Annotated in this window: 15 protein-coding genes; 12 read left to right on the top strand and 3 right to left on the bottom strand. The window is 40.4% G+C overall.

Features of this window, described 5'->3' with window-relative positions:
• The first annotated feature begins 208 nt into the window (after nucleotides 1–208).
• Both UYC_RS0123815 and UYC_RS0123810 read left to right on the top strand, forming a co-directional pair.
• On the top strand, nucleotides 209–439 hold the full coding sequence (locus UYC_RS0123815; RefSeq protein WP_016874792.1) for a hypothetical protein: 231 nt from the start codon (nucleotides 209–211) through the stop codon (nucleotides 437–439).
• A complete protein-coding gene (locus tag UYC_RS0123810; RefSeq protein WP_016874793.1) occupies nucleotides 439–1,563 on the top strand; it encodes an MAC/perforin domain-containing protein in 1,125 nt (374 codons plus the stop codon). The genes UYC_RS0123815 and UYC_RS0123810 overlap by 1 nt, the downstream gene beginning before the upstream one ends.
• 60 nt (nucleotides 1,564–1,623) lie before the next feature.
• On the opposite strand, the gene UYC_RS0123805 is transcribed toward UYC_RS0123810, so the two are convergent.
• Nucleotides 1,624–5,205 (bottom strand): WD40 domain-containing protein, encoded by a 3,582-nt coding sequence (locus UYC_RS0123805; RefSeq protein ID WP_026087469.1) that lies wholly within the window; start codon nucleotides 5,203–5,205, stop codon nucleotides 1,624–1,626.
• Nucleotides 5,206–5,384: 179 nt separating this feature from the next.
• Here UYC_RS0123805 and UYC_RS0123800 point away from each other — a divergent pair, with 179 nt between their 5' ends.
• From UYC_RS0123800 to UYC_RS0123775, 6 genes are all read left to right on the top strand, one after another.
• Nucleotides 5,385–6,293, top strand: coding sequence for a pyridoxamine 5'-phosphate oxidase family protein (locus UYC_RS0123800; protein ID WP_016874795.1), 909 nt, complete (start codon nucleotides 5,385–5,387; stop codon nucleotides 6,291–6,293).
• A 345-nt stretch (nucleotides 6,294–6,638) separates the two neighbouring features.
• A complete protein-coding gene (locus UYC_RS0123795) occupies nucleotides 6,639–7,388 on the top strand; it encodes a PAS domain-containing protein (RefSeq protein ID WP_016874796.1) in 750 nt (249 codons plus the stop codon).
• A gap of 9 nt (nucleotides 7,389–7,397) precedes the next feature.
• A complete protein-coding gene (locus UYC_RS0123790; protein WP_016874797.1) occupies nucleotides 7,398–8,189 on the top strand; it encodes a MinD/ParA family ATP-binding protein in 792 nt (263 codons plus the stop codon).
• Between the two features lie 287 nt (nucleotides 8,190–8,476).
• Nucleotides 8,477–9,862 (top strand): AAA-like domain-containing protein, encoded by a 1,386-nt coding sequence (locus UYC_RS0123785; RefSeq protein WP_016874798.1) that lies wholly within the window; start codon nucleotides 8,477–8,479, stop codon nucleotides 9,860–9,862.
• 146 nt (nucleotides 9,863–10,008) lie between these two features.
• On the top strand, nucleotides 10,009–10,917 hold the full coding sequence (locus UYC_RS0123780) for a putative selenate ABC transporter substrate-binding protein (RefSeq protein WP_016874799.1): 909 nt from the start codon (nucleotides 10,009–10,011) through the stop codon (nucleotides 10,915–10,917).
• Between the two features lie 337 nt (nucleotides 10,918–11,254).
• Nucleotides 11,255–11,707, top strand: a complete 453-nt coding sequence (locus tag UYC_RS0123775; RefSeq protein WP_016874800.1) for a GNAT family N-acetyltransferase — start codon at nucleotides 11,255–11,257, stop codon at nucleotides 11,705–11,707.
• A gap of 245 nt (nucleotides 11,708–11,952) precedes the next feature.
• Here UYC_RS0123775 and UYC_RS0123770 read toward each other — a convergent pair whose 3' ends face one another.
• Nucleotides 11,953–13,275 (bottom strand): hypothetical protein, encoded by a 1,323-nt coding sequence (locus UYC_RS0123770; protein WP_016874801.1) that lies wholly within the window; start codon nucleotides 13,273–13,275, stop codon nucleotides 11,953–11,955.
• 447 nt (nucleotides 13,276–13,722) lie between these two features.
• Between UYC_RS0123770 and UYC_RS0123765 the strand changes: the two genes are divergently transcribed.
• Together UYC_RS0123765 and UYC_RS0123760 are read left to right on the top strand one after the other, a co-directional pair.
• Nucleotides 13,723–15,120 carry a metal-dependent hydrolase family protein gene (locus tag UYC_RS0123765; RefSeq protein ID WP_016874802.1) on the top strand — a complete coding sequence of 466 codons (1,398 nt, stop codon included), beginning with the start codon at nucleotides 13,723–13,725 and terminating at the stop codon, nucleotides 15,118–15,120.
• Between the two features lie 172 nt (nucleotides 15,121–15,292).
• Nucleotides 15,293–15,508, top strand: coding sequence for a hypervirulence associated TUDOR domain-containing protein (locus UYC_RS0123760; protein ID WP_016874803.1), 216 nt, complete (start codon nucleotides 15,293–15,295; stop codon nucleotides 15,506–15,508).
• A 214-nt stretch (nucleotides 15,509–15,722) separates the two neighbouring features.
• Here the strand turns inward: UYC_RS0123760 and UYC_RS0123755 are convergent, their stop codons facing one another.
• Nucleotides 15,723–16,076, bottom strand: coding sequence for a hypothetical protein (locus UYC_RS0123755; RefSeq protein ID WP_016874804.1), 354 nt, complete (start codon nucleotides 16,074–16,076; stop codon nucleotides 15,723–15,725).
• Nucleotides 16,077–16,902: 826 nt separating this feature from the next.
• Between UYC_RS0123755 and UYC_RS0123750 the strand changes: the two genes are divergently transcribed.
• Both UYC_RS0123750 and UYC_RS0123745 read left to right on the top strand, forming a co-directional pair.
• Entirely contained in the window at nucleotides 16,903–17,745 is an 843-nt protein-coding gene (locus UYC_RS0123750) for a YaaW family protein (RefSeq protein ID WP_016874805.1), read from the top strand.
• Nucleotides 17,746–17,865: 120 nt separating this feature from the next.
• Nucleotides 17,866–19,221, top strand: coding sequence for an O-antigen ligase family protein (locus tag UYC_RS0123745; RefSeq protein WP_016874806.1), 1,356 nt, complete (start codon nucleotides 17,866–17,868; stop codon nucleotides 19,219–19,221).
• Nucleotides 19,222–19,301: the final 80 nt, after the last annotated feature.

The following is a 19,301-nucleotide window of genomic DNA, read 5'->3' as shown; positions in this document are numbered from 1 at the left end:
GATTGATTCTTTTACTTATAGGTTGCAGACAAACAATAGTCGATACAGAAAAGTTAAGTATTTTAGCCACTTAACTTTAGAATATTTCAGTCGATGATTCCCCAGATAAATACATACTTTTTCTACATCGACAGGACAATCATACTTGAATTATAACAAAAATAGTTCAATTTTAATAAATAAAAATCACTAGATTAAGGAGTCAATTATGACAACTATTGCTGCCAAAATTTTGCCTTTGAAAAATATAGATGCTTTGGGTCGTTGTTATGATATCTTACAGCTAGATCCCTTGAGGATTGGAGAATCATCTAAACATTTTTCAGCAGTTACATTCATTCCTGAAAAATTTGAACCAATTCCCGATCAAAGCGCACTCAACCTAAAGGTACAGAGTATAAATCAGGCTCCAGTGGGAGTTACGCTCAAGAAACATTGATGCTGTTATCAACTTACGATTTCCAGCAAAAGTTTAGTCAAAATGTGTCATTAGGTGTGGGAATTCCACAAGGATTTGCTTTTAGTAACAGCACAACATACAACAAAGTAGAGCAAGAAACCAGAACTCGTACTAATTTATATAGTTATACGCAAGTTGAGTTTATCGATCATGAACTTAGATTGCTTTTGCATCAAACTGATTTCTTACCGATAGGAGAAGAATTATACCAAGCTGTTTTAGCTCTTCCTAGTGTTGCTAATAAGCAGGCATATCGACAATTTATTGACAAGTTTGGTACTCATTTTTCTACTAATGTGGCATTTGGTGGACGAGCTTATCAGTTTATCAAAATGAGCCGTGAAGATTATCGTCGCATGGTTTTAGAAGGTATTAATGTCAGTGTTGAAGCTGAAGGTACTTTTAAGAATGTAACAGGTCAAGTAGGCTCTGGAACTGAAACACAGAAAAGCAAAATATTTCGCTCTACCGTAGAACGTGGGCGAGAAAACATTCAGTGGATAGGTGGAACTCCTAATAGAGACCTTAATACTTGGTTACAAACTATCAGACAAGATCCAGTGCCTACTAAATTGCAATTGTACCCCTTATACGAATTATTTACTAAGGAACGTTTTCCTGAAGATTCAGCAATTGCTCAAAAGCAAAAACTGATGAGAGAGAGTGTAGAGCAATACATCCAAACTCAAGGACATCAATCTCGTTCTACGACTCCATCAGACTGGGAAGTTGTAGCAGAAGATGTCACAGTTAGTTTAGCTGCTGCTAATGGTCAAAAAAGTCGTGTTTCTCAAAACTTTTTCCTCAACTATCCCGATATTCGAGTTCGTTGGAATATAGAAGGTGTGCATGATTCAGTTAAACCAAATATTAGGTTTACTGTTATGGAAGACAAATCAAATGCATCAGATCGCTCACGATTAAATGATGTCAAAAATGGTGATACATCAAATGCCCATCTGACGACTATTAATCCTAATAAGCTATATATTGGTCGCTTAAGTTATCGAGATCCTAAAACTAATAAAGAATACAAACATAAAGATGTTTTCACTCAAGTTGGAGTTAATGAATTTCGGATCAAGATCACTGTGGTTCTATAATTCAAGCTGTAAGATTCCCGACTTCTCACCAAAAGTCGGGGATCTGTGTTTTTAACTACACTAAATCACAGCACCAAGAGCTTGTAATGTTAAAACTGTAGCTTCCGTTAACCCTTTCACACCAGCAATATTCATCCCCTCATATAGCCTTTTTGTCCTCAATAATCTGATGCATTCGCCTGTTCTCACATCCCAAATTCTCACAGTTTGGTCTTGAGAACCACTGGCAATGTATTGTCCATCTGGACTAAAGGCAATGCCAGATACTAAATGTGTATGTCCAATGCAGACATGGCGACATTTGCCTGTCTTCACATCCCAAATTCTCACCGTTTGATCGTGGGAAGCACTAGCCAGGGTTTTGCCATCGGGATTAAAAGCAATAGCAAATACCCAATTGGTATGCCCTGTAAAGGTTTTGAGACATTTCAGAGTGGAGATATCCCACAGTTTGATGGTTTGATCTGTGCTGGCGGTGGCTAGGGTTTTCCCCTCTGGACTAAAAACAGCAGCGTAAATTCGAGCATTATGGGCGAGAATTGTTTTGATGCAGTTACCTGTTTGCGAATCCCATAATTTTACAGTTTGGTCGGCGCTGGCACTAGCGATAATTTCTCCACCAGGACTAAAGGCAATTCCCAGGATTTTTTCTGTATGTCCAGTCAAGGTTTTGAGGCATTGACCTGTACTGTCATCCCACAGCTTAACCGTACAGTCGGCACTACCACTAGCAATTATTTTACCTTGGGGATGATAGGCGACTGCATCTATCCAATCGGAATGTCCGTGAAGAATTTGAAAGCATCTACCGGTGTCAACATTCCACAATCTGACTGAGGAATCTGTACTACCACTTGCCAAGATTTGTCCATCGGGACTAAAGGCGATACCATAAATAAAGTCTATGTGCCCCTGTAATGTTCTTACGCACTCGCCAGTCTGCCAATTCCATAATTTGATTGTTTTATCGTTACTGCCACTGGCTAAGATCCCCCCAACCCCGCTTATGAAGGGGGGGATTGGGCTAAAAGCTACTGGTAACGCCCAATCTGTATTGCCATACCATGTTTTTAAGCATTGCCCGGTGTGCGAATCCCATAATCTCACGGTTTGGTCTAGACTTACACAAACCAATGTTTGGCTATCGGGGCTGAAGGCGACAAAGCAGACTTCGTTTGTATGCCCGTGTAAGGTTTTGATGCAAGTATGAGTTTGCGTATCCCAAAGTTTAACCGTATTATCGCCGCTACCACTGGCAAGTATTTCACCTTGGGGAGAAAATGCTACTGAGTAGACTCCGTTGGTGTGTCCAGTGTAAGTTTTTAAGCAATTACCTGTGCGATAGTTCCAAATTTTGATCGTGCGATCGCCACTGCCACTAGCTAAAATTTCTCCATCCGGACTAAATGCTACTGAACGCACCCAACCTTGATGTTCTGTTAGGGTAGTTGAACATTTACCTTTACTCACATTCCATAACTTAATTGTGCGATCGCTACTGCCACTTGCCAAGGTTTGCCCATCCGCACTAAAAGCCACACAACGCACCCAATCTTGATGTCCGTTGAGAGTGTTCAAGCATTTACCATCTTCAACATCCCATAATTTAATCGTGCGATCGCCACTAGCACTAGCTAAAATTTGACTATCTGGACTAAAAGCAACGGCAAATGTCTCGTGTTCATGCCCAATCAAAGTTTTAATACAAACTCCATCTCCCACACTCCACAGCTTCACCGTTTTGTCAGCACCACAACTCGCTAATATTTCTCCATCAGGACTAAATACTACACAACGTACCCAATTGCTATGCCCCTGACAAATAAATAGCAATTTACCTGTTTTCACTTCCCACAAACGCACGTGACAATCAGTGTCACAGGTTGCCAAAAGTTCACCATCTGGGCTAAAAGCAGCCGATAAAATATTGCCCAGAGTTTCCGTAAAAACGCAACTTGATAAATCTGAACCTGCAAAATTCAGATTATGCAAATTCACACCCTGAAGGTAAGCTTGCCAAACATTTAACTGAGAAAAATCAAAACCACTCAAATCAACTTGGGCATGGTGCAGCAAATTCAGAGCATTTCCCCCGGCATAACCTGTTGTCTGAGTTGATTGCATCCGCAGTTGAGTGAGGATTTCACTGATATAATTTGCTATTTTTTCTGCACTACCAAGCTGGACAATTAATTCATCAATTATTGGTTGCAAAATTAAACTAATTTGAGTTTCTCTTACATAATCTTTGGCTTGGGCTTTCATCAAGGCATGGCTTTTAAATAGAGAAATTTTTTGACTAACTATTTCTTGACAAACACACTCAATTAATTGATTAGTGACGTATTCCATCACCACAGGTTGCTGAGAAAAACCAGAAGAACTTTTTTCGATAAAAGAACGTCGCTGCAAAGAACTGAGTGATTCTATTACTTCTCGCGGTGGTATGTGAGTAACAAAATCTGCTTGCAATTGTGCTAATGAAATTGGCTCCCGATTAATTGCCAGCCAGTACATAATTTCTTGTTCCAAGTTGGTGAGGCGATGGAACTGTTGATTTAGCAAATCGCGGATATCATCAAAGATAAAATTACCTTGTTGAGAAATGGCGAGAAATTGGGAAATATCGCCGTCAAAAATATCATGAATAGAAGAAGCTACAATCTTCAAAGCTAGAGGATTGCCACCGTAACGGTTAATAAGTGTTTGCCATTCATCTTCTGTCGCTGTAAATGTGCCTTTGAGCTTGAATAATTCGCGCCCTGGAGTGTCTGGTAAACCCGCAAGTTGGAGATAACGCACAGGTAAAAGTTCCCCTTCAAACTTAGCAATACCTTGGGGTTTCTCCCGCGAGGTTAAGATGAGACTGCTTTGGTGTGAAGTATCAGCAATACATTGCAATAATTGACCGTAACCTTCATATCCTGTACGATAACGACCAGTGCGATCGCCTGCCTGTAAAATTGACTCAACGTTGTCTAAAATCAGCAAGCAGCGCGAAGCACGCAAACACTTCAACAACCGCGAAATTCTACCATCTAGATGAGTGGGTAAATTGGTTTCTTGCTGCCCAGATAAAAATTGAATCAGTTCTGCCAAAATATCTTCTATCGGTGGAGGATTACGCAAACTCCGCCAAATCACATACTCAAAACTCGGAATAATTTCCTGTGCCAACTTCACTGCTAGAGTGGTTTTACCAATTCCACCCATCCCCAGCAATGTAACTAAGCGGCATTTGTCCTCTACTATCCAACCTTTAACAGTATTTAATTCTGCCTCACGACCATAAAAAATGGAGACATCAGGAGCCTCACCCCAGTCTTGGGAAGTGGAGAGCGGGGAAACAGATGGGGATTTGTTAGTTGTGTCTGGCTTTTCAATTACTTCTTCCCAGTCAATTTCCAGCACTTGGCAATAGGCTTTAAATGCCTCCGCATTAATTGGGTGCTTTCCTGCTAAAAAACGCTTCCAAGTACCTTCGGATATGCCAACCGCAAGAACTCCATTTTCTTGCCAATAAACTCCGAGCAGTTCGCTCGCTAACTCCATCCATCTAAAATCATCGATAGACCATCCCTTAGCAATTCTAGCTTGCTTGATTTTTGCCAATCCTTGTTGAGAAGCTTTAAGAGTAGCCACATTTTGCGATCGGGACTTAGGTACAAAATATATTGGCAGAAATTCAATGTTCTTTGCAATACCATAATAGACACGGGATGCCAAGATCAGTTTTACCAAATATTGGATATAGATCAAACTGATCTGGGGCAATTGAGATACTTCGTAAGATTATCGTTATAAAACGATGGAGAATAGTAATGCAATTTCATGCTGGAGAAATCGCAGTTCAAGCTCAAGCAGGAGTGCGAGAAGAAGCAAAAACTCTGCATCATCTCATTAGTAACTTGATTAAACCAGCTGCTCAAATTTTCCTCAGTACCCAACAATTAGCGATTGCCAGTACAGTAGACACCAATGGTAGAGTTTGGGCATCCTTACTCACGGGGGAGCCTGGTTTTGTCAAAGTATTGAACCAGCAAACAGTACAAGTTGATGCTATCTCAGTTCCAAGCGATCCACTGCATCACAACCTGCACGGCAATAATCAAATAGGTTTATTGGTAATTGATTTGACAAACCGCAAACGTTTGCGCCTCAATGGACAAGCCGAAATTCAACCCCAAAGACAAATAAACATTACAATTGAGCAAGCATTTTTTAACTGTCCCAAATACATTCAAGCCCGTCACTTAGAGCTAGAAACTACTGAATCATCGCCAGAACTGCAAATATTGATCGCGCAGACTTTGAGCACAACCCATCAAAACTTGATTGCCCAAGCTGATACCTTTTTTATCGGTAGTTACGCTCAAAAAGCCGGTGCAGATGCTTCCCACCGAGGAGGATATCCAGGGTTTGTGCAAGTCTTAAACAGTAACAAACTGGTGTTTCCCGATTACGCTGGTAACAATATGTTCCAAACCTTGGGTAATTTTGCGGTCAATCCTCAGGCAGGTTTGTTATTCATCAATTTTACTGAGGGACATATTCTGCAACTCACCGGAACAGTAAAAGTGATTTGGGAGCGAGAAAGATTGACTAGTTTTGCTGGGGCGCAACGTTTGGTAGAGTTTGACATTGAGCAAATTATCGAAACCCAAAATGCTACCCTTTTGCGTTGGCGATTTGGGAGCTATTCGCCAGCAAATCCTAGCTTTGATGAGTAGAGATATTTAAGACACATATAATTATTTTTTTGTCAAGCTCAGTTTTTCTGAACTTTAATTTGCTCCAAACTGATCTTTCCTGAGTGGGCATAAGAAAGTAAAGCTAAGAAAAGACTAAGGATAAAGTTCTTTAGTTGGTATCTTGCACCTACCCCTCTAACACACCAGAGAATCAATTATCAAACCTTATAGCACAAGTCCGTTCAAACGGACTCAAAGACTGTTCTAGTCAGATTTATCTGACTTAAGCTATAAGCCAAGAAATTGATTTCTTGGCGGGATGAAAAGCTGGTGCAAGATGTCAGCATACTCCTAACACTGGTATTGATGGGAATAGAGTAAATCATGCCCCAAAACAGCGATCGCACTGACATCAAAACCCTGTTCTCGACAATGGTTCGTATTGTCAGTTTCACTGATGCTATGGATATGGGAAATTCTACACTGAAGCCTTTTTCATCCAGCCACCTTTGGAATCAATTGCCAACAGATGAAAAAACAGAAACGAGATTAAGAGCAGAGATTGCAGCCCTGACACAGGAAAAGGCGAAACTGCAAAATGAAGTCAAAAAGGTACTGCGCCAGAAGGAAGAGCTATTTTACATCCTAGCGGAAGCAATGCCAGTACCAGTGTTGATATCTCGGATTGCCGATGGTGAGATTCTCTATGCCAATACAGCAGCCACCTTAACATTAAAAGTGCCAGTTACAAAATTAATTGGTTGTCGCGCCGCCGATTTTTGTCACAATCCAACAGAGCGTCAACAGTTAGTCGATAGAGTTTTACAAACTAGCTATGTACAGAATTATGAGATCCGTGCTCGAAGAGCTGACGGCACTCCCTTGTGGGTAGCGGCTTCTCTGAGGAAATGGACTTTTAATCATGAACCAACTATCCTCACTGCGTTGTGTGACATTACCGATCGCAAGCTAGAAGAAGAAGCATTGAGACTGCAAGTCAAAGAAATGCAAATTGAAATCGATTTGCATAAAGTAGCAAACCAAGTAGCAGAAGTGACTGCAACTGATTATTTTCAACAACTGTTGATGGAGGTGGAAAGTCTAAGGAAATTAGAAGTAGCTTGTGAGAGTTAGAGGTGTTTTATGGCTAAAATTATCGCGATTCACTCTTTTCGTGGCGGCACCGGCAAATCTAACTTAACAGCAAATATAGCAGTAGCGATCGCGCTTAAAGGATATCGAGTCGCAGTAGTTGACACCGATCTGCAATCACCCGGAATTCATGCTTTATTTAGCGTTGATGAGGTAGCATCAACCAAGACTTTAAATGATTATTTGTGGAATCGTGTTTCTATTAGTGATACAGCTTGCGATGTCACTTCCCATTTGAGAATTGAGGGTGCAGGTAGAGTCTTCCTCATTCCTTCTAGCGTCAACGCTGATGAAATTGCGCGAATAGAATATGAAGGATACAACGTTAGCTTATTAAATAGCGGATTTCAACGTTTAATTAAAGAGCTAGAATTAGACTATTTATTTATCGATACTCACCCTGGTATAGGTAGAGAAACTTTACTTTCAATTGCTATTTCAGACCTACTGTTTATAATTTTGCGTCCCGACCGTCAAGATTTTCAAGGGACAGCAGTCACAGTCGATGTTGCTCGCCAGTTAAAAGTTAATAATATGATGTTAATAATTAATAAAATTCCTAGTAAGATGGATTTTTTGGCACTGCAACAGAAATTAGAAAAGACATACCAAATTTTAGTTGCAGGTATATTGCCACTATCAGAAGATATAGTGCAAATGGGTAGTTGTGGTTTATTTTCCTTACAATATCCCCATCATCCATTGACTAGAATAATTAAACAGATTGCAGACAAAGCAATTATGCCTGAGCAGCCATCTCCTTTAGTTTACGCAGATAGTTGAGTGACTCAGTAAATTACTGCTGTAAAAAATAAAAATACAACTTTACGTCTGATGTGAATTGAAATGGCAAGCAAAAATCATGTTTGTGAAATCGACTATAAATAAACCACGAAATGCACACCGATAAATTATCTGTGTTTATCTGTGTTCATCTGCGGAAAGTTTGTAGACGCCGAAGGCGGCTACGCGCAGCATCCCGGAGGGAACTTCAAAGCTTTCCAAGACAGTGTTCGTTATCACCAATTTGAATAACTGCCAATCAACTCCTTAATTCCTAAGTCAGAAAAATGACTAACCCCAGTCCAGAGCAACCCCTATCTTTTGAATTAGCCTTAAAAGTAGCAGATGCAGCTGTTTTTGCTAAGACATCTAGACATTTAAAAAACATAGAAATTGCTGTTTTGCGAGGAGCTTGGCTAGGTCAAAAATATGACGAAATTGCCACAGCCAGTGGTTATACTCCTGAATATATTAAACATGATGTCGGGCCAAAATTGTGGCAAACTCTTTCATTAAGTTTGGGAGAAAAAGTTAGTAAATCTAATTTAATGGCAATTCTAGCACAACAAAATAGGCAGGAAAAAAACGAAGAAAAGCAAAATAATGTCACCACAAAAATATCTTCTGACTTAGAGCCGCCAGTTGGACTGATACCTCTAGATTCTGCTTTTTATATAGAACGTCCTCCAATTGAGTCTCGCTGTTATGAAGAGATTACCAGACTAGGCGCGTTGATTCGCATTAAAGCACCCAGCCAAATGGGTAAAACGTCTTTAATGGTGAGGATGTTAGCTCATACCAAGCAACATCACCCTTACAGTGGAGATATACCGAGAACATACACTGTAGCACTCAACCTTCAGCAAGCAGATCGAGCAGTTTTTAACGACTTAGATAAATTTTTGCGCTGGTTTTGCGCTTCAATCACGCGGAAGTTGCATCTGCCGCATCAAGTAGAGGATTACTGGAGTGAAACCTTTGGCAGTAAGAGTAACTGCACTGCTTATTTTGAAGACTGTTTGTTACCTGATGTTAATGGTGTTTTGGTATTAGCTTTAGATCAGGTTGATGAGGTATTTTTACATCCAGAAATTGCTGATGATTTTTTTACGCTCTTACGCTCTTGGTATGAAGAAGCAGCTTATGGAGATAGTGGCAATTCTTTGTGGCAAAATCTCCGACTAATTATTGTTCATTCTACGGAAGTTTATATTCCTTTAGATATTAATAAATCTCCCTTTAATGTAGGTTTGGCAATTGAATTACAAACATTTACTCAAGAGCAAGTCATTGATTTAGCTCAACGTTATGGGCTTAATCTCTTGGAGCGCGAACTATCTGCTCTTATGGAACTCGTTAGTGGACATCCATACTTAGTACAGCAAGCTCTCTATCATCTAGCACAGCGCGACATAAGTTTGAATCAACTTGTGCAAACAGCCCCCACAGATGCAGGCATTTATAGTAATCACTTACATCGGCACTTACGAATTTTACAAGAACATCCGCAATTAGCAATGACCTACAATCAGGTGCTGAAGTCATCAATACCTATAGAAATAGAACAGCTTTTAGCATTTAAGCTACACAGTATGGGACTGGTAACGCTGCAAGGAAATCAGGTTATACCTAGTTGTGGGTTATATTGTCGCTATTTTAGCAACCGCATATAGTGACACTATTTGACATTAATAAATCATGTACAGATGCGCCATGTTACGTCTGTACCATAAAGATATGTTTCAATTCTGTATATAGTTGGATTTTCGGGTATGTGAATGTAAAATTTTAATCTTGATAGATAAAGTAGTGAAAGGCGATGAAAAAATTTTTGCTATCAGGATTGTTACTAATCTTACTCCCCTTAGCGGCTTGCTCAAATAATCCCGGTGAGACAGCTAATACAAACCAAGTAAAACCTTTGGTAACAGGTGCGATTCCCGATCAAGACCCCGAAAAGTTACAACGCCAATATACTAAACTTGCCGCCTATTTACAGAAGGAATTAGGTGTACCCGTAGAATACAAGCCTGTTACCGATTACACCGCAGCAGTCACCGCCTTTAAGGTGGGAGATTTAGATTTAGTCTGGTTTGGCGGATTGACTGGCGTACAGGCAAGATTACAAGTACCAGGTGCAGAAGCGATCGCTCAACGTGATGTAGACGAAAAGTTCCACAGTGTCTTCATTGTTAATAAAAAAACTAAATTGAAACCATTTAAAGATATTGCTGACCTCAAACAACTCAAAGGATATACTTTTACCTTCGGCAGCGAGTCTTCTACCTCTGGGCGCTTAATGCCACAATATTTCCTGGAACAAGCTGGTGTTAAATTAACAGATTTTAAAGGACAACCAGGCTTCTCTGGCGACCATGATAAAACTATCAAACTGGTAGAAGCAGGCACCTATGATGCTGGCGCTGTCAATGAAAAAGTTTGGTTGAAGCGTGTTGATGCCAAAGAAGTCGATTTGAATAGAGTTGAAGTTCTATGGCGTACTCCTTCTTATTATGATTACCACTGGGTAATAAACCCGCAAGTTAAGCAACGCTACGGGGAAGATTTTACCAAAAAAGTTCAGAATGCTTTCTTTAAACTAGATCCAAAAGAGCCAGAACAAAAGGAAATTCTTGAACTCTTACAAGCAAGTAAATTCATTCCCACTAAAAATGAAAACTATGCCCAAATAGAAAAAATAGGTCGAGATATAGGCAAAATCAAGTAATCAGAAGCCAGGAGCCAGAATTCAGAATGGCATACTGCACTCCTTATGGCTAAAGGTATAATACCTCTCCCCTTGTGCTCAAAATTAAACATAAATTTTTCCGCTTTTAAACCTCATTCCTTGTGTTGATATTTGAGTTGATTCTGACCACTGAATTCTGGATTTTGAATTCTTTTATTTGGCTGATTTTAGTTATTCTATATTATGTAAAATTATGCAAACTCTATTGATTTTTGCATTGAATAGTCATAATATAGTAATTGTATTTTCTTAACTACATAGCGTTGTAGTTAGAGCGCTGGGGACAATAGTCCCTGGCGCGAAAATTTTTAGACTAATGGAAATAAATTTTAAATTTGCCGATAGTTCTGATACTGAAACTCTCATTCAGTTCATTCAAGAGTTTTACGAATATGAGGGTCTTAAGTATGATGAAACCATCATTCGTGCTGCCTTAGCAGGAATTTTGAAGGATGGCTCTTTAGGAAGAGTTTGGCTGATTCAACAAGATAACCAAGCAGTTGGATATATTGTGCTGACTTTTGGCTACAGTTTGGAATACCGTGGTCGTGACGCAATGATTGATGAATTTTATATCAGGGAAACTTATCGAGGACAAGGAGTAGGGAAAAAAACAATTCAATTTATAGAAAATGTCTGTCAAGATTTAGGAATTCAAGCAGTTCATCTAGAAGTTGAAAGAGAAAATCAAAAAGCACAAAACTTATATCGTCAGGCAGGTTTCACAGATAAAAATCGTTATTTCCTGACAAAATGGATTATCCCATAACCAGAAATATTGAATGTTAAGAAAAAGCGGATCAAAATAGCCCAAAATATGTTACTGTGCGAAGTCCGGATGACACGCTCGACTCTCCAAATGCAGGAGCCTAAACTCTCTGGTGCAAGGTTCTCAAAATTTTTATGATGCTTACGTTTATCTGAATATTGGAGACTGAAAATAAAAGCTGATTTGTAAACAAAATCTTAAGCTGCATTGAGCGGAAATTTATCGGTGAAGACTCAAAGCAATCGTCAGAACTGAAACATGACACTCAGCCACGCTCCTTGCTGATGTAAATTTAATCTGGCTCGTCTTAGCCCTTCTCCATCCTCAAAGTCAAAATCGCTAAAGCTATAAGCAAGTTGAAGTGATGTACTCGAAGACAGGTGATACCGAGTACCGATCAACAGATTCCAGGTAATGTCTCGATCAGCATTGATATTAAAACCAGATACGTCCCCTCGGATGCCCATCGTCCAATGCTCAGACAAATCTAATTCGATCCGTGCGCCAATCAATGGTTCCACAGTAGTTCTAGAGAAGCTAAAGTCTCGATCAACCGGAACAGTAGTGTTGCCGATGCGAATGTTATCGACTTCTATCTCTTGTTTGCGAATGTTGGTTCGGAGTCCTAAAATTGGATCGACGACCAATCTAGGGTAGAGATTAGATGATTTTGCCGGGTTGTTTAAAGGCGTGTCAAGCACACGATAAAATGCTGCTAAATTAATAGTGCCTTGACGGACAGACACACTTCCATCCGTACTCAATCTGACATCGGTATTGATTCCAAAGTTTTGCAGACTTCCTTGAGGAAAAGTCACCCCAAGATTTCCGCTCTGTCCAGCAGAGAGATAGAAACCGTCCACTATTAACCCAAATCGATTTTTTCGTGCTTCCAACCGTAGTCCAGCATCAAAGGCGCGATCAAGATTCAATATTTCTCCTAGTCCTGCACGAATGGAGGCACTCCGTCCGGCAGCCGTTACATCAGCACGCACATCCAAGGGTATAAAAAAATAGGGTTCCACCGAGATTTGCCAAGGTTCGCGTAGCGGCTCCCTTGGAGCATTGCTTGATGCAGGCTGAGAGAATGGTTCGGAAGGCTGTGGAGTGGGGACATCAGCCTGAACAATATGATTGAGCCAGGAAGCTGACTCTATAGATGCAATAGACGGTTCAGGCAATAAATTAGCAGCCTGATTGAGCGATCGCGTTGAATGAATATCTTTCGTTGAAGCAACGGACGAGAGCGAGTCTTTTGTAGACGTGTGAGGTTGCTCATTGTTGAGAATGATCGCTTTTAAAACTGAAATACTTACTCTTGAGGCTGAGGGATCTGCATTGAATAACAAGGTTTCGAGTTCAGGAGTAATGCTTTCAGAATCTTGAATAACAACCAATCTATCTTCTGCTTGCACAGGAGAAACCAAAAGCGCGATCGCGACTAACAGCGTACTGCTGCAATACAAAAAAAATTGCTTTAATAACTGCTCGCAAAGCTTGTTTGAGTTATTATTAAGAGCCTGATTCGCTTGGTTATTTTGATTGCTTTTGCTGTTTATTAATTCCATTGTTTTCAACTCAGCTATACACTTTCTAGCCTGCTTTTCTATTATTTAGTACTGCAAATTATAGAGAATTAAAGTAATAAAATGATAAAAAGCAGATAATTTATTATCCATAGCAGTTTATTAGGGATTCAGCAGCTTTAATTTAGATTGCTCAAAGGTGCTAGCCATTATCCTGAACTGAAGACAAAAAATTATTTGGTAAATAATCTTATTTTTCTAAAAACACCTTTATTTTTTGCTTATAAATTTCTTATTTTTTGTGTTTATTTATTTTAATAGCGCTACTCATTAATAAATCTGTTGAAGTATAGCCCAGCTAATGTGGCTACGCTGCGTAGGAAGACCTGCTGATATTTTGTGTCTGGAGTTTAAAGTTCTTGCGCTAGATTTCTAGGATGAATTTTAGCGTTAAACAAATACACTTATTGCTATTTTGGAGATGTGCATATGCGATTTCGCTACCAGATCGTCTTAGCAACTTTGCTACTGGTGCTGATTGGATTTATGGCACAAATGGGATTGGCTCAAGGTCAGTCACCTCCTAATACTCCCAGACAGCAACCCACTAGCATCTTGTTTGAAAATGTACGGATATTTGACGGCACTTCCGAGAAACTGTCTGCTCCTTCTAACGTATTAGTGGTGGGCAACAAGATTCAGACGATTTCTACCGCTTCGATTCCTACACCAGCAGAAGGTAACGTGACCCGAATTAACGGCAAGGGGCGTGTGCTGATGCCTGGACTGATCGATGCCCATACCCACCTGTTTATGGAGACGACTGAGGTTGATGACCTAATGGCGCTGGCCGCCAGTGGCTCGCCAGAGCTTGCGTTTCGACAATTGGAGAAAAATGCTACGGCCATGCTCATGCGTGGGTTTACCAGTGTGCGAGATATGGCGGGGCCAGTGTTTGAGTTAAAGAAGGCAATTGACACTGATAAGGTCGTTGGGCCGAGAATTTGGCCTTCGGGGGCGATGATCTCACAAACTGGAGGTCATGGAGACTTTCGTAAACTTGAAGAACTGCCCAGAACGCCGACTTCTAAGCTTAGTCTGGCCGAACAATATGGAGTGGGTGCGATCGCCGATGGAGTGGATGAGGTACTCCGCAGAACCCGTGAGCAACTGATGCGGGGGGCCAGCCAGATTAAGCTGGCGGCAGGTGGTGGTGTAGCATCAAGCTACGACCCGATAGATGTTAGTCAATACACTGAAGCGGAGTTTAAAGCCGCCGTCGATGCAGCCGCGAATTGGAACACCTACGTCGCCGTTCACGCCTACACGCCGACTGCGATTCAGACAGCGATTCGGGCTGGGGTGAAAAGCATTGAACACGGTCAACTGATGGATGAGAAGACCGCTAAGTTAATGGCTGACAAGGGTATTTGGTTAAGTATCCAGCCGTTCCTTGATGATGAGGATGCAAATCCATATCCGCAAGGTTCGGCCAATCGCGCTAGACAACTGCAAGTGTCTCAGGGTACCGACACTGCCTATAAACTGGCTAAGAAATATAATCTCAAAACAGCTTGGGGCACCGATACGTTGTTCAGCGCTAAAAAAGCTGTTCGCCAAGGAGCACAGCTTGCGAAAATGGTGCGCTGGTATACGCCTGCTGAGGTGCTGAGGATGGCAACGAGTACAAATGCTGAATTGCTAGCGTTGTCTGGCCCCCGCAATCCCTATCCCGGAAAGTTGGGCGTTGTCGAAGAAGGTGCGCTGGCTGACTTGCTGCTGGTGAACGGCAATCCACTGGAGAACATCAAGTTAATCGAAAACCCAGCTAAGAACTTCATTGCGATCGTCAAAGACGGTAAGGTTTACAAGAATCTCCTGAGTTGATTAAAGACTTAAATATAATGTGGTGATTTACGATGCTAAATCATTCATCAATCTCTAGGTGCTCTAGGCGGTTGAAAGGGATTGTCAAAAATTTTTCTATCGAGAGACTGATTAATTACTATGTTGTTGTCAAGAAAATTAACAAAAAGCAAATTTTCAAGACACACAAGCTATGACTGAAGAATTCAAAAAAGGCGATCGCGTTAGTTGGCATACTTCTCAAGGTGAAACAACTGGTGAAGTCAAAAAGAAGCTAACATCGCCTACAGATATCAAAGGGCATCACGTTTCTGCCTCACAGGAGCATCCTGAGTACCTAGTAGAAAGTGACAAAAGTGGTAAACAAGCTGCTCATAAGCCTGATGCTCTTGAAAAAATAGATAAATAAATACAGATTTATGAATAAAGAAATTCAATCAGTGATTGAGCAGTTTTATTCCTCAGCCAACACGCGATCGCGCGTTGGCTCCATTTGAGCTTTCAAGCTTTGTTGTGTAACCGCACCCTACCCTTACGGAAAGCCGCTGCGCGTCTATAGGGTGACGGCTAGTTTGAAAACAATCCCTAGTCTAAGTGCCCCTATTTTCAACACAGATATTCTGTTAACCAAACCAGTGAGATGGTTCACAACCTGGTTGAATTGTTTCACAAAGATAATGACTAATCCAATCAGATTTCTCTTGCATGATTGAGTAAATTCCTTGGTGAATCAAATTCTGTAGATGTATTTGATGTTCCAAAGGACTGCGAGGTAATTTGTAGTTCAACCAGCAAGCTTGTTCAGGCTCTATCGCACTATACAAACAGGGAATACGGCTAAAAACGTAAGTAATCAGATCTTGGCGTAACTCAGCAATAGCAAAAGCTTGTTGATAAGGATGATAAGGATAAGTGTCTAAAACGCTTTCAATTTCTGCTATTACTGATTGCTGCGTTAAATTGAGTACTGTTTTCATCAGTTATTAACTCCTTTGTTCTCCAACAAATTTTTGTCACCGTTCCGACGGTGTTATTGACAAATTTTTATTACAACCAGTAATTAGCAAATAATTTAAGTAATCGTTGCTTTTTTATAAAGTTGACTCTAATATCAAGTGAAAACGTGATAAATTAGGATCAGCTTCTCTAAATACAATTTCATAGCTGTTAGCTAACGAATACTTAAACCAACCATATACATACTGGTTAGAACTGTCTATTGTGTATCTAATGCTAATTATTTCAATTCCCTGACATTTTGGCGGAAAAATACACAAATCTAATTATAAGCTTGTGTAAATAATGTCAGCAATAATACAATTATTTATAAATCTAAAAAAATAATAAAATAAATCTCTTTTAATTTTGAGCAATGAAAATAAACCTTATTTAAATGATAAGAAAAATACCAGACCAATAGGGAAAAAGCTGAATGGGCAGCCGTAGAACTTTGGAAATTAGAAAATATGTATAGATAAATACAATTTCTTGGAAAAGAATTCTGCAACTTATAACAATAGGACTTAATTGTAATAAAAATTATTAATGAGAAATATTTAACGAAAGCAGTAATCCAAAAAGCGTAATACCGTTTGTAATGCAAATGTAATAGGGGGAATAGAGACTAGAAACGATGAGGGTAAGAAAGACACAAAGGAAGAGGATAAGGTGAGCGACTCACCTCTTCTCCCCTTGTCCTCTTCTTCCCAGTACCTAGCGACAACTACATAGCAGACAAAAGACTACTAAAAGCTAATAGTAGAATAAGGTACAGAAAAAGCTGATGGAAGGGAGGAAGGAAAATTGGATGAACTAAGGGCGGCACTTGAACTGGCAACCGAAGATGAATTGCAGGACTTAACGGCAATTCTGTTTAGCCGTAAGTTCAATCCCCTAGATTATGTTCAAACACCTGAACCTATAGAAATACAGAGCCAAGGACGCGAAGCCTGGTTAGACGCCTTAGAACAGCGTTTTCGCTTTTTAGCAGCCGATGGCGTAACTGTATTGCGGGGGCGCACAAACCAAATTACATACCGACAAGCGCTAATTCAAGTGTGTAAGTATTTAAAAATCACCTATTCTCACGATTTGTCAACGATTGATTTAGAAGCCGAAGTATTTTTACATCTGCTGGGGCGGGTTTGGAAAAAATTACCAGAAAAAGAAAAGCAAAAATTGACTGTACAGGTACAGCGCCACTTGGCGAAATCGCAATTGAGCGAACCACTGCCGCTGTCTTTGCAGCGCGATCCTTTGGGATTGCTGGTTAAAGGAGGTAGCGCTCTTGCTGTTACCTCCATAATTCAGCCATTGTTGCTTAAACAAATTGCCCGTCAATTTGCGATGCACTTTGCAACCTATCAAGTTACCAAACAAGCTACGCTCCAAGGAGGAGTAGCAGCTGTTAGTCAGTTTCAAAACTATGTCACTTTGCAAATGGCGCGGCAGGGTATGGCTGTGAGTGCAGCTCGTTATGGACTTGTCCGCGGTGTTTTTACCTTTTTAGGGCCGATGATGTGGGCTTGGTTTCTCGCTGATTTAGGTTGGAGAGCGATCGCTACCAACTATGGTCGGATCATACCAACTATCTTCGCCATCGCTCAAATTCGCCTTACCCGTGCTGAGTGTTGGGAACCAGCTTAACTAAATATAGTCATGAGTCATGGGTAATTAGTCATGAGTCATTGGTCGTTCGTCAGTCGTCAGTGTAAAACAAAAAAACTGACAACATTACAAAAGGCAAAGACAAAACACTAATGGCTAATGACTAATGACAAAGGACAAATGACAAAGTACAAATTACCTTTTCTACGACACCCCGATCCGAAGCTCCAATTTGCTTGGAATTGTGCCCAGTTAGGATTGCTCATCTTTCCATTCACTCCATCGATTGGGGGCGTGGTTCTTGGTTTAGCCATGCTACTAACATGGCTGCAAAAATATCGTACAATTATCTATCGCCCACAAAATATAGGTTTTGCGCTTTTCAGCGTATTGTTAATTATTTCTACTGTCTTTGCTTTTGACAAAAAAGAAGCAATTCTTGGCTTATTTAATTTCTTACCCTTCATTTTATTTTTTGCTGGTTTTAGTACCTTAATCCAGACACCAGAACAACTACGGCGACTATCTTGGATTTTGGTGATTACCTCCGTGCCAATAGTAATAATTGGCTTGGGGCAATTATTTTGCAGTTGGTATACTACCCAGCAATGGGAAAGCTTTTTGGGATGGGCGATCGCACCTGGAGGAAACCCACCCAACCGAATGGCTTCCATTTTTATGTACGCAAACATCCTAGCTGCTTACTTGGTAATAGTTTTTGTTCTGGGGTTGGGGTTGTGGCTAGATGCTTATCAACAATTTAGGAGACGGAAGAAAAATAGGGGACAGGAGATAGGGAACAGGGCACAGGGAAGAATTTCTCCTACTCTTTCTTTGCTCTTCCTAACCGTCGTGGTGATTGCTAATTTCGTAGCCTTGATTTTGACTAACTCTCGAAATGGATGGGCGATCGCTTTTTTTGCTTGTCTAGCTTATGCGCTTTATCAAGGCTGGCACATTGTTGTCGCTGGCGTAACTGGTTTAGTAACAAGCGTATTTTTAGCTGCTTTTGCTCCCTTATCTATTGCCGCTTGGTTTCGCAAAATTGTTCCTGCTTATTTTTGGGCGCGATTAAATGACCAATTATACCCGGATCGGCCTGTAGGGCTACTGCGCAAAACCCAATGGCAGTTTGCTTTATCTATGACTCAGCAACGTCCTTGGACTGGTTGGGGTTTACGCAATTTTACCCAACTCTATGAAATTCAGACAAAAGTCTGGTTAGGCCATCCCCACAATCTGTTTTTGATGCTTTGTGCTGAGATTGGGATTCCAGCTACTCTCTTATTTTGTGCTTTGCTAGGCTGGATTTTTATGGGAGGAGTTAAACTTTTACAAAGCTCAAAATATCTCGCAAAAGAAGATAAATTAATCTTTTTCAGCTATTTACTAGTCTTTGGAGTATGGGTACTATTTAATACAGCCGATGTAACTCTCTTCGATTTCCGGTTAAATACGATTTCTTGGCTACTTTTAAGCGCAATCACTGGTGTAATCAATTACTACAAGTATTAAATCTCGCTGATGATCAAATGTAATGAACCATTGCAAACTTGCTAAGTTCTTTGCCTCGCAAGGCCTCTGAATTGTTGGAA

Source organism: Chlorogloeopsis fritschii PCC 6912 (genome assembly GCF_000317285.1).
Classification (GTDB): Bacteria; Cyanobacteriota; Cyanobacteriia; order Cyanobacteriales; family Nostocaceae; genus Chlorogloeopsis; species Chlorogloeopsis fritschii.
Note: the sequence above shows the minus strand (reverse complement) of the source record. Positions and strands in the feature narration are given on the sequence as shown.

What these genes read in the sequence shown, in the direction of transcription:
- UYC_RS0123760 (WP_016874803.1), top strand. Translation starts at nt 15,293, where the DNA reads ATGACTGAAGAATTCAAAAAAGGCGATCGCGTTAGTTGGCATACTTCT.
- UYC_RS0123790 (WP_016874797.1), top strand. Translation starts at nt 7,398, where the DNA reads ATGGCTAAAATTATCGCGATTCACTCTTTTCGTGGCGGCACCGGCAAA.
- UYC_RS0123755 (WP_016874804.1), bottom strand. Translation starts at nt 16,076, where the DNA reads ATGAAAACAGTACTCAATTTAACGCAGCAATCAGTAATAGCAGAAATT.
- UYC_RS0123785 (WP_016874798.1), top strand. Translation starts at nt 8,477, where the DNA reads ATGACTAACCCCAGTCCAGAGCAACCCCTATCTTTTGAATTAGCCTTA.
- UYC_RS0123770 (WP_016874801.1), bottom strand. Translation starts at nt 13,275, where the DNA reads ATGGAATTAATAAACAGCAAAAGCAATCAAAATAACCAAGCGAATCAG.
- UYC_RS0123815 (WP_016874792.1), top strand. Translation starts at nt 209, where the DNA reads ATGACAACTATTGCTGCCAAAATTTTGCCTTTGAAAAATATAGATGCT.
- UYC_RS0123765 (WP_016874802.1), top strand. Translation starts at nt 13,723, where the DNA reads ATGCGATTTCGCTACCAGATCGTCTTAGCAACTTTGCTACTGGTGCTG.
- UYC_RS0123775 (WP_016874800.1), top strand. Translation starts at nt 11,255, where the DNA reads ATGGAAATAAATTTTAAATTTGCCGATAGTTCTGATACTGAAACTCTC.
- UYC_RS0123780 (WP_016874799.1), top strand. Translation starts at nt 10,009, where the DNA reads ATGAAAAAATTTTTGCTATCAGGATTGTTACTAATCTTACTCCCCTTA.
- UYC_RS0123800 (WP_016874795.1), top strand. Translation starts at nt 5,385, where the DNA reads ATGCAATTTCATGCTGGAGAAATCGCAGTTCAAGCTCAAGCAGGAGTG.
- UYC_RS0123795 (WP_016874796.1), top strand. Translation starts at nt 6,639, where the DNA reads ATGCCCCAAAACAGCGATCGCACTGACATCAAAACCCTGTTCTCGACA.
- UYC_RS0123810 (WP_016874793.1), top strand. Translation starts at nt 439, where the DNA reads ATGCTGTTATCAACTTACGATTTCCAGCAAAAGTTTAGTCAAAATGTG.
- UYC_RS0123745 (WP_016874806.1), top strand. Translation starts at nt 17,866, where the DNA reads ATGACTAATGACAAAGGACAAATGACAAAGTACAAATTACCTTTTCTA.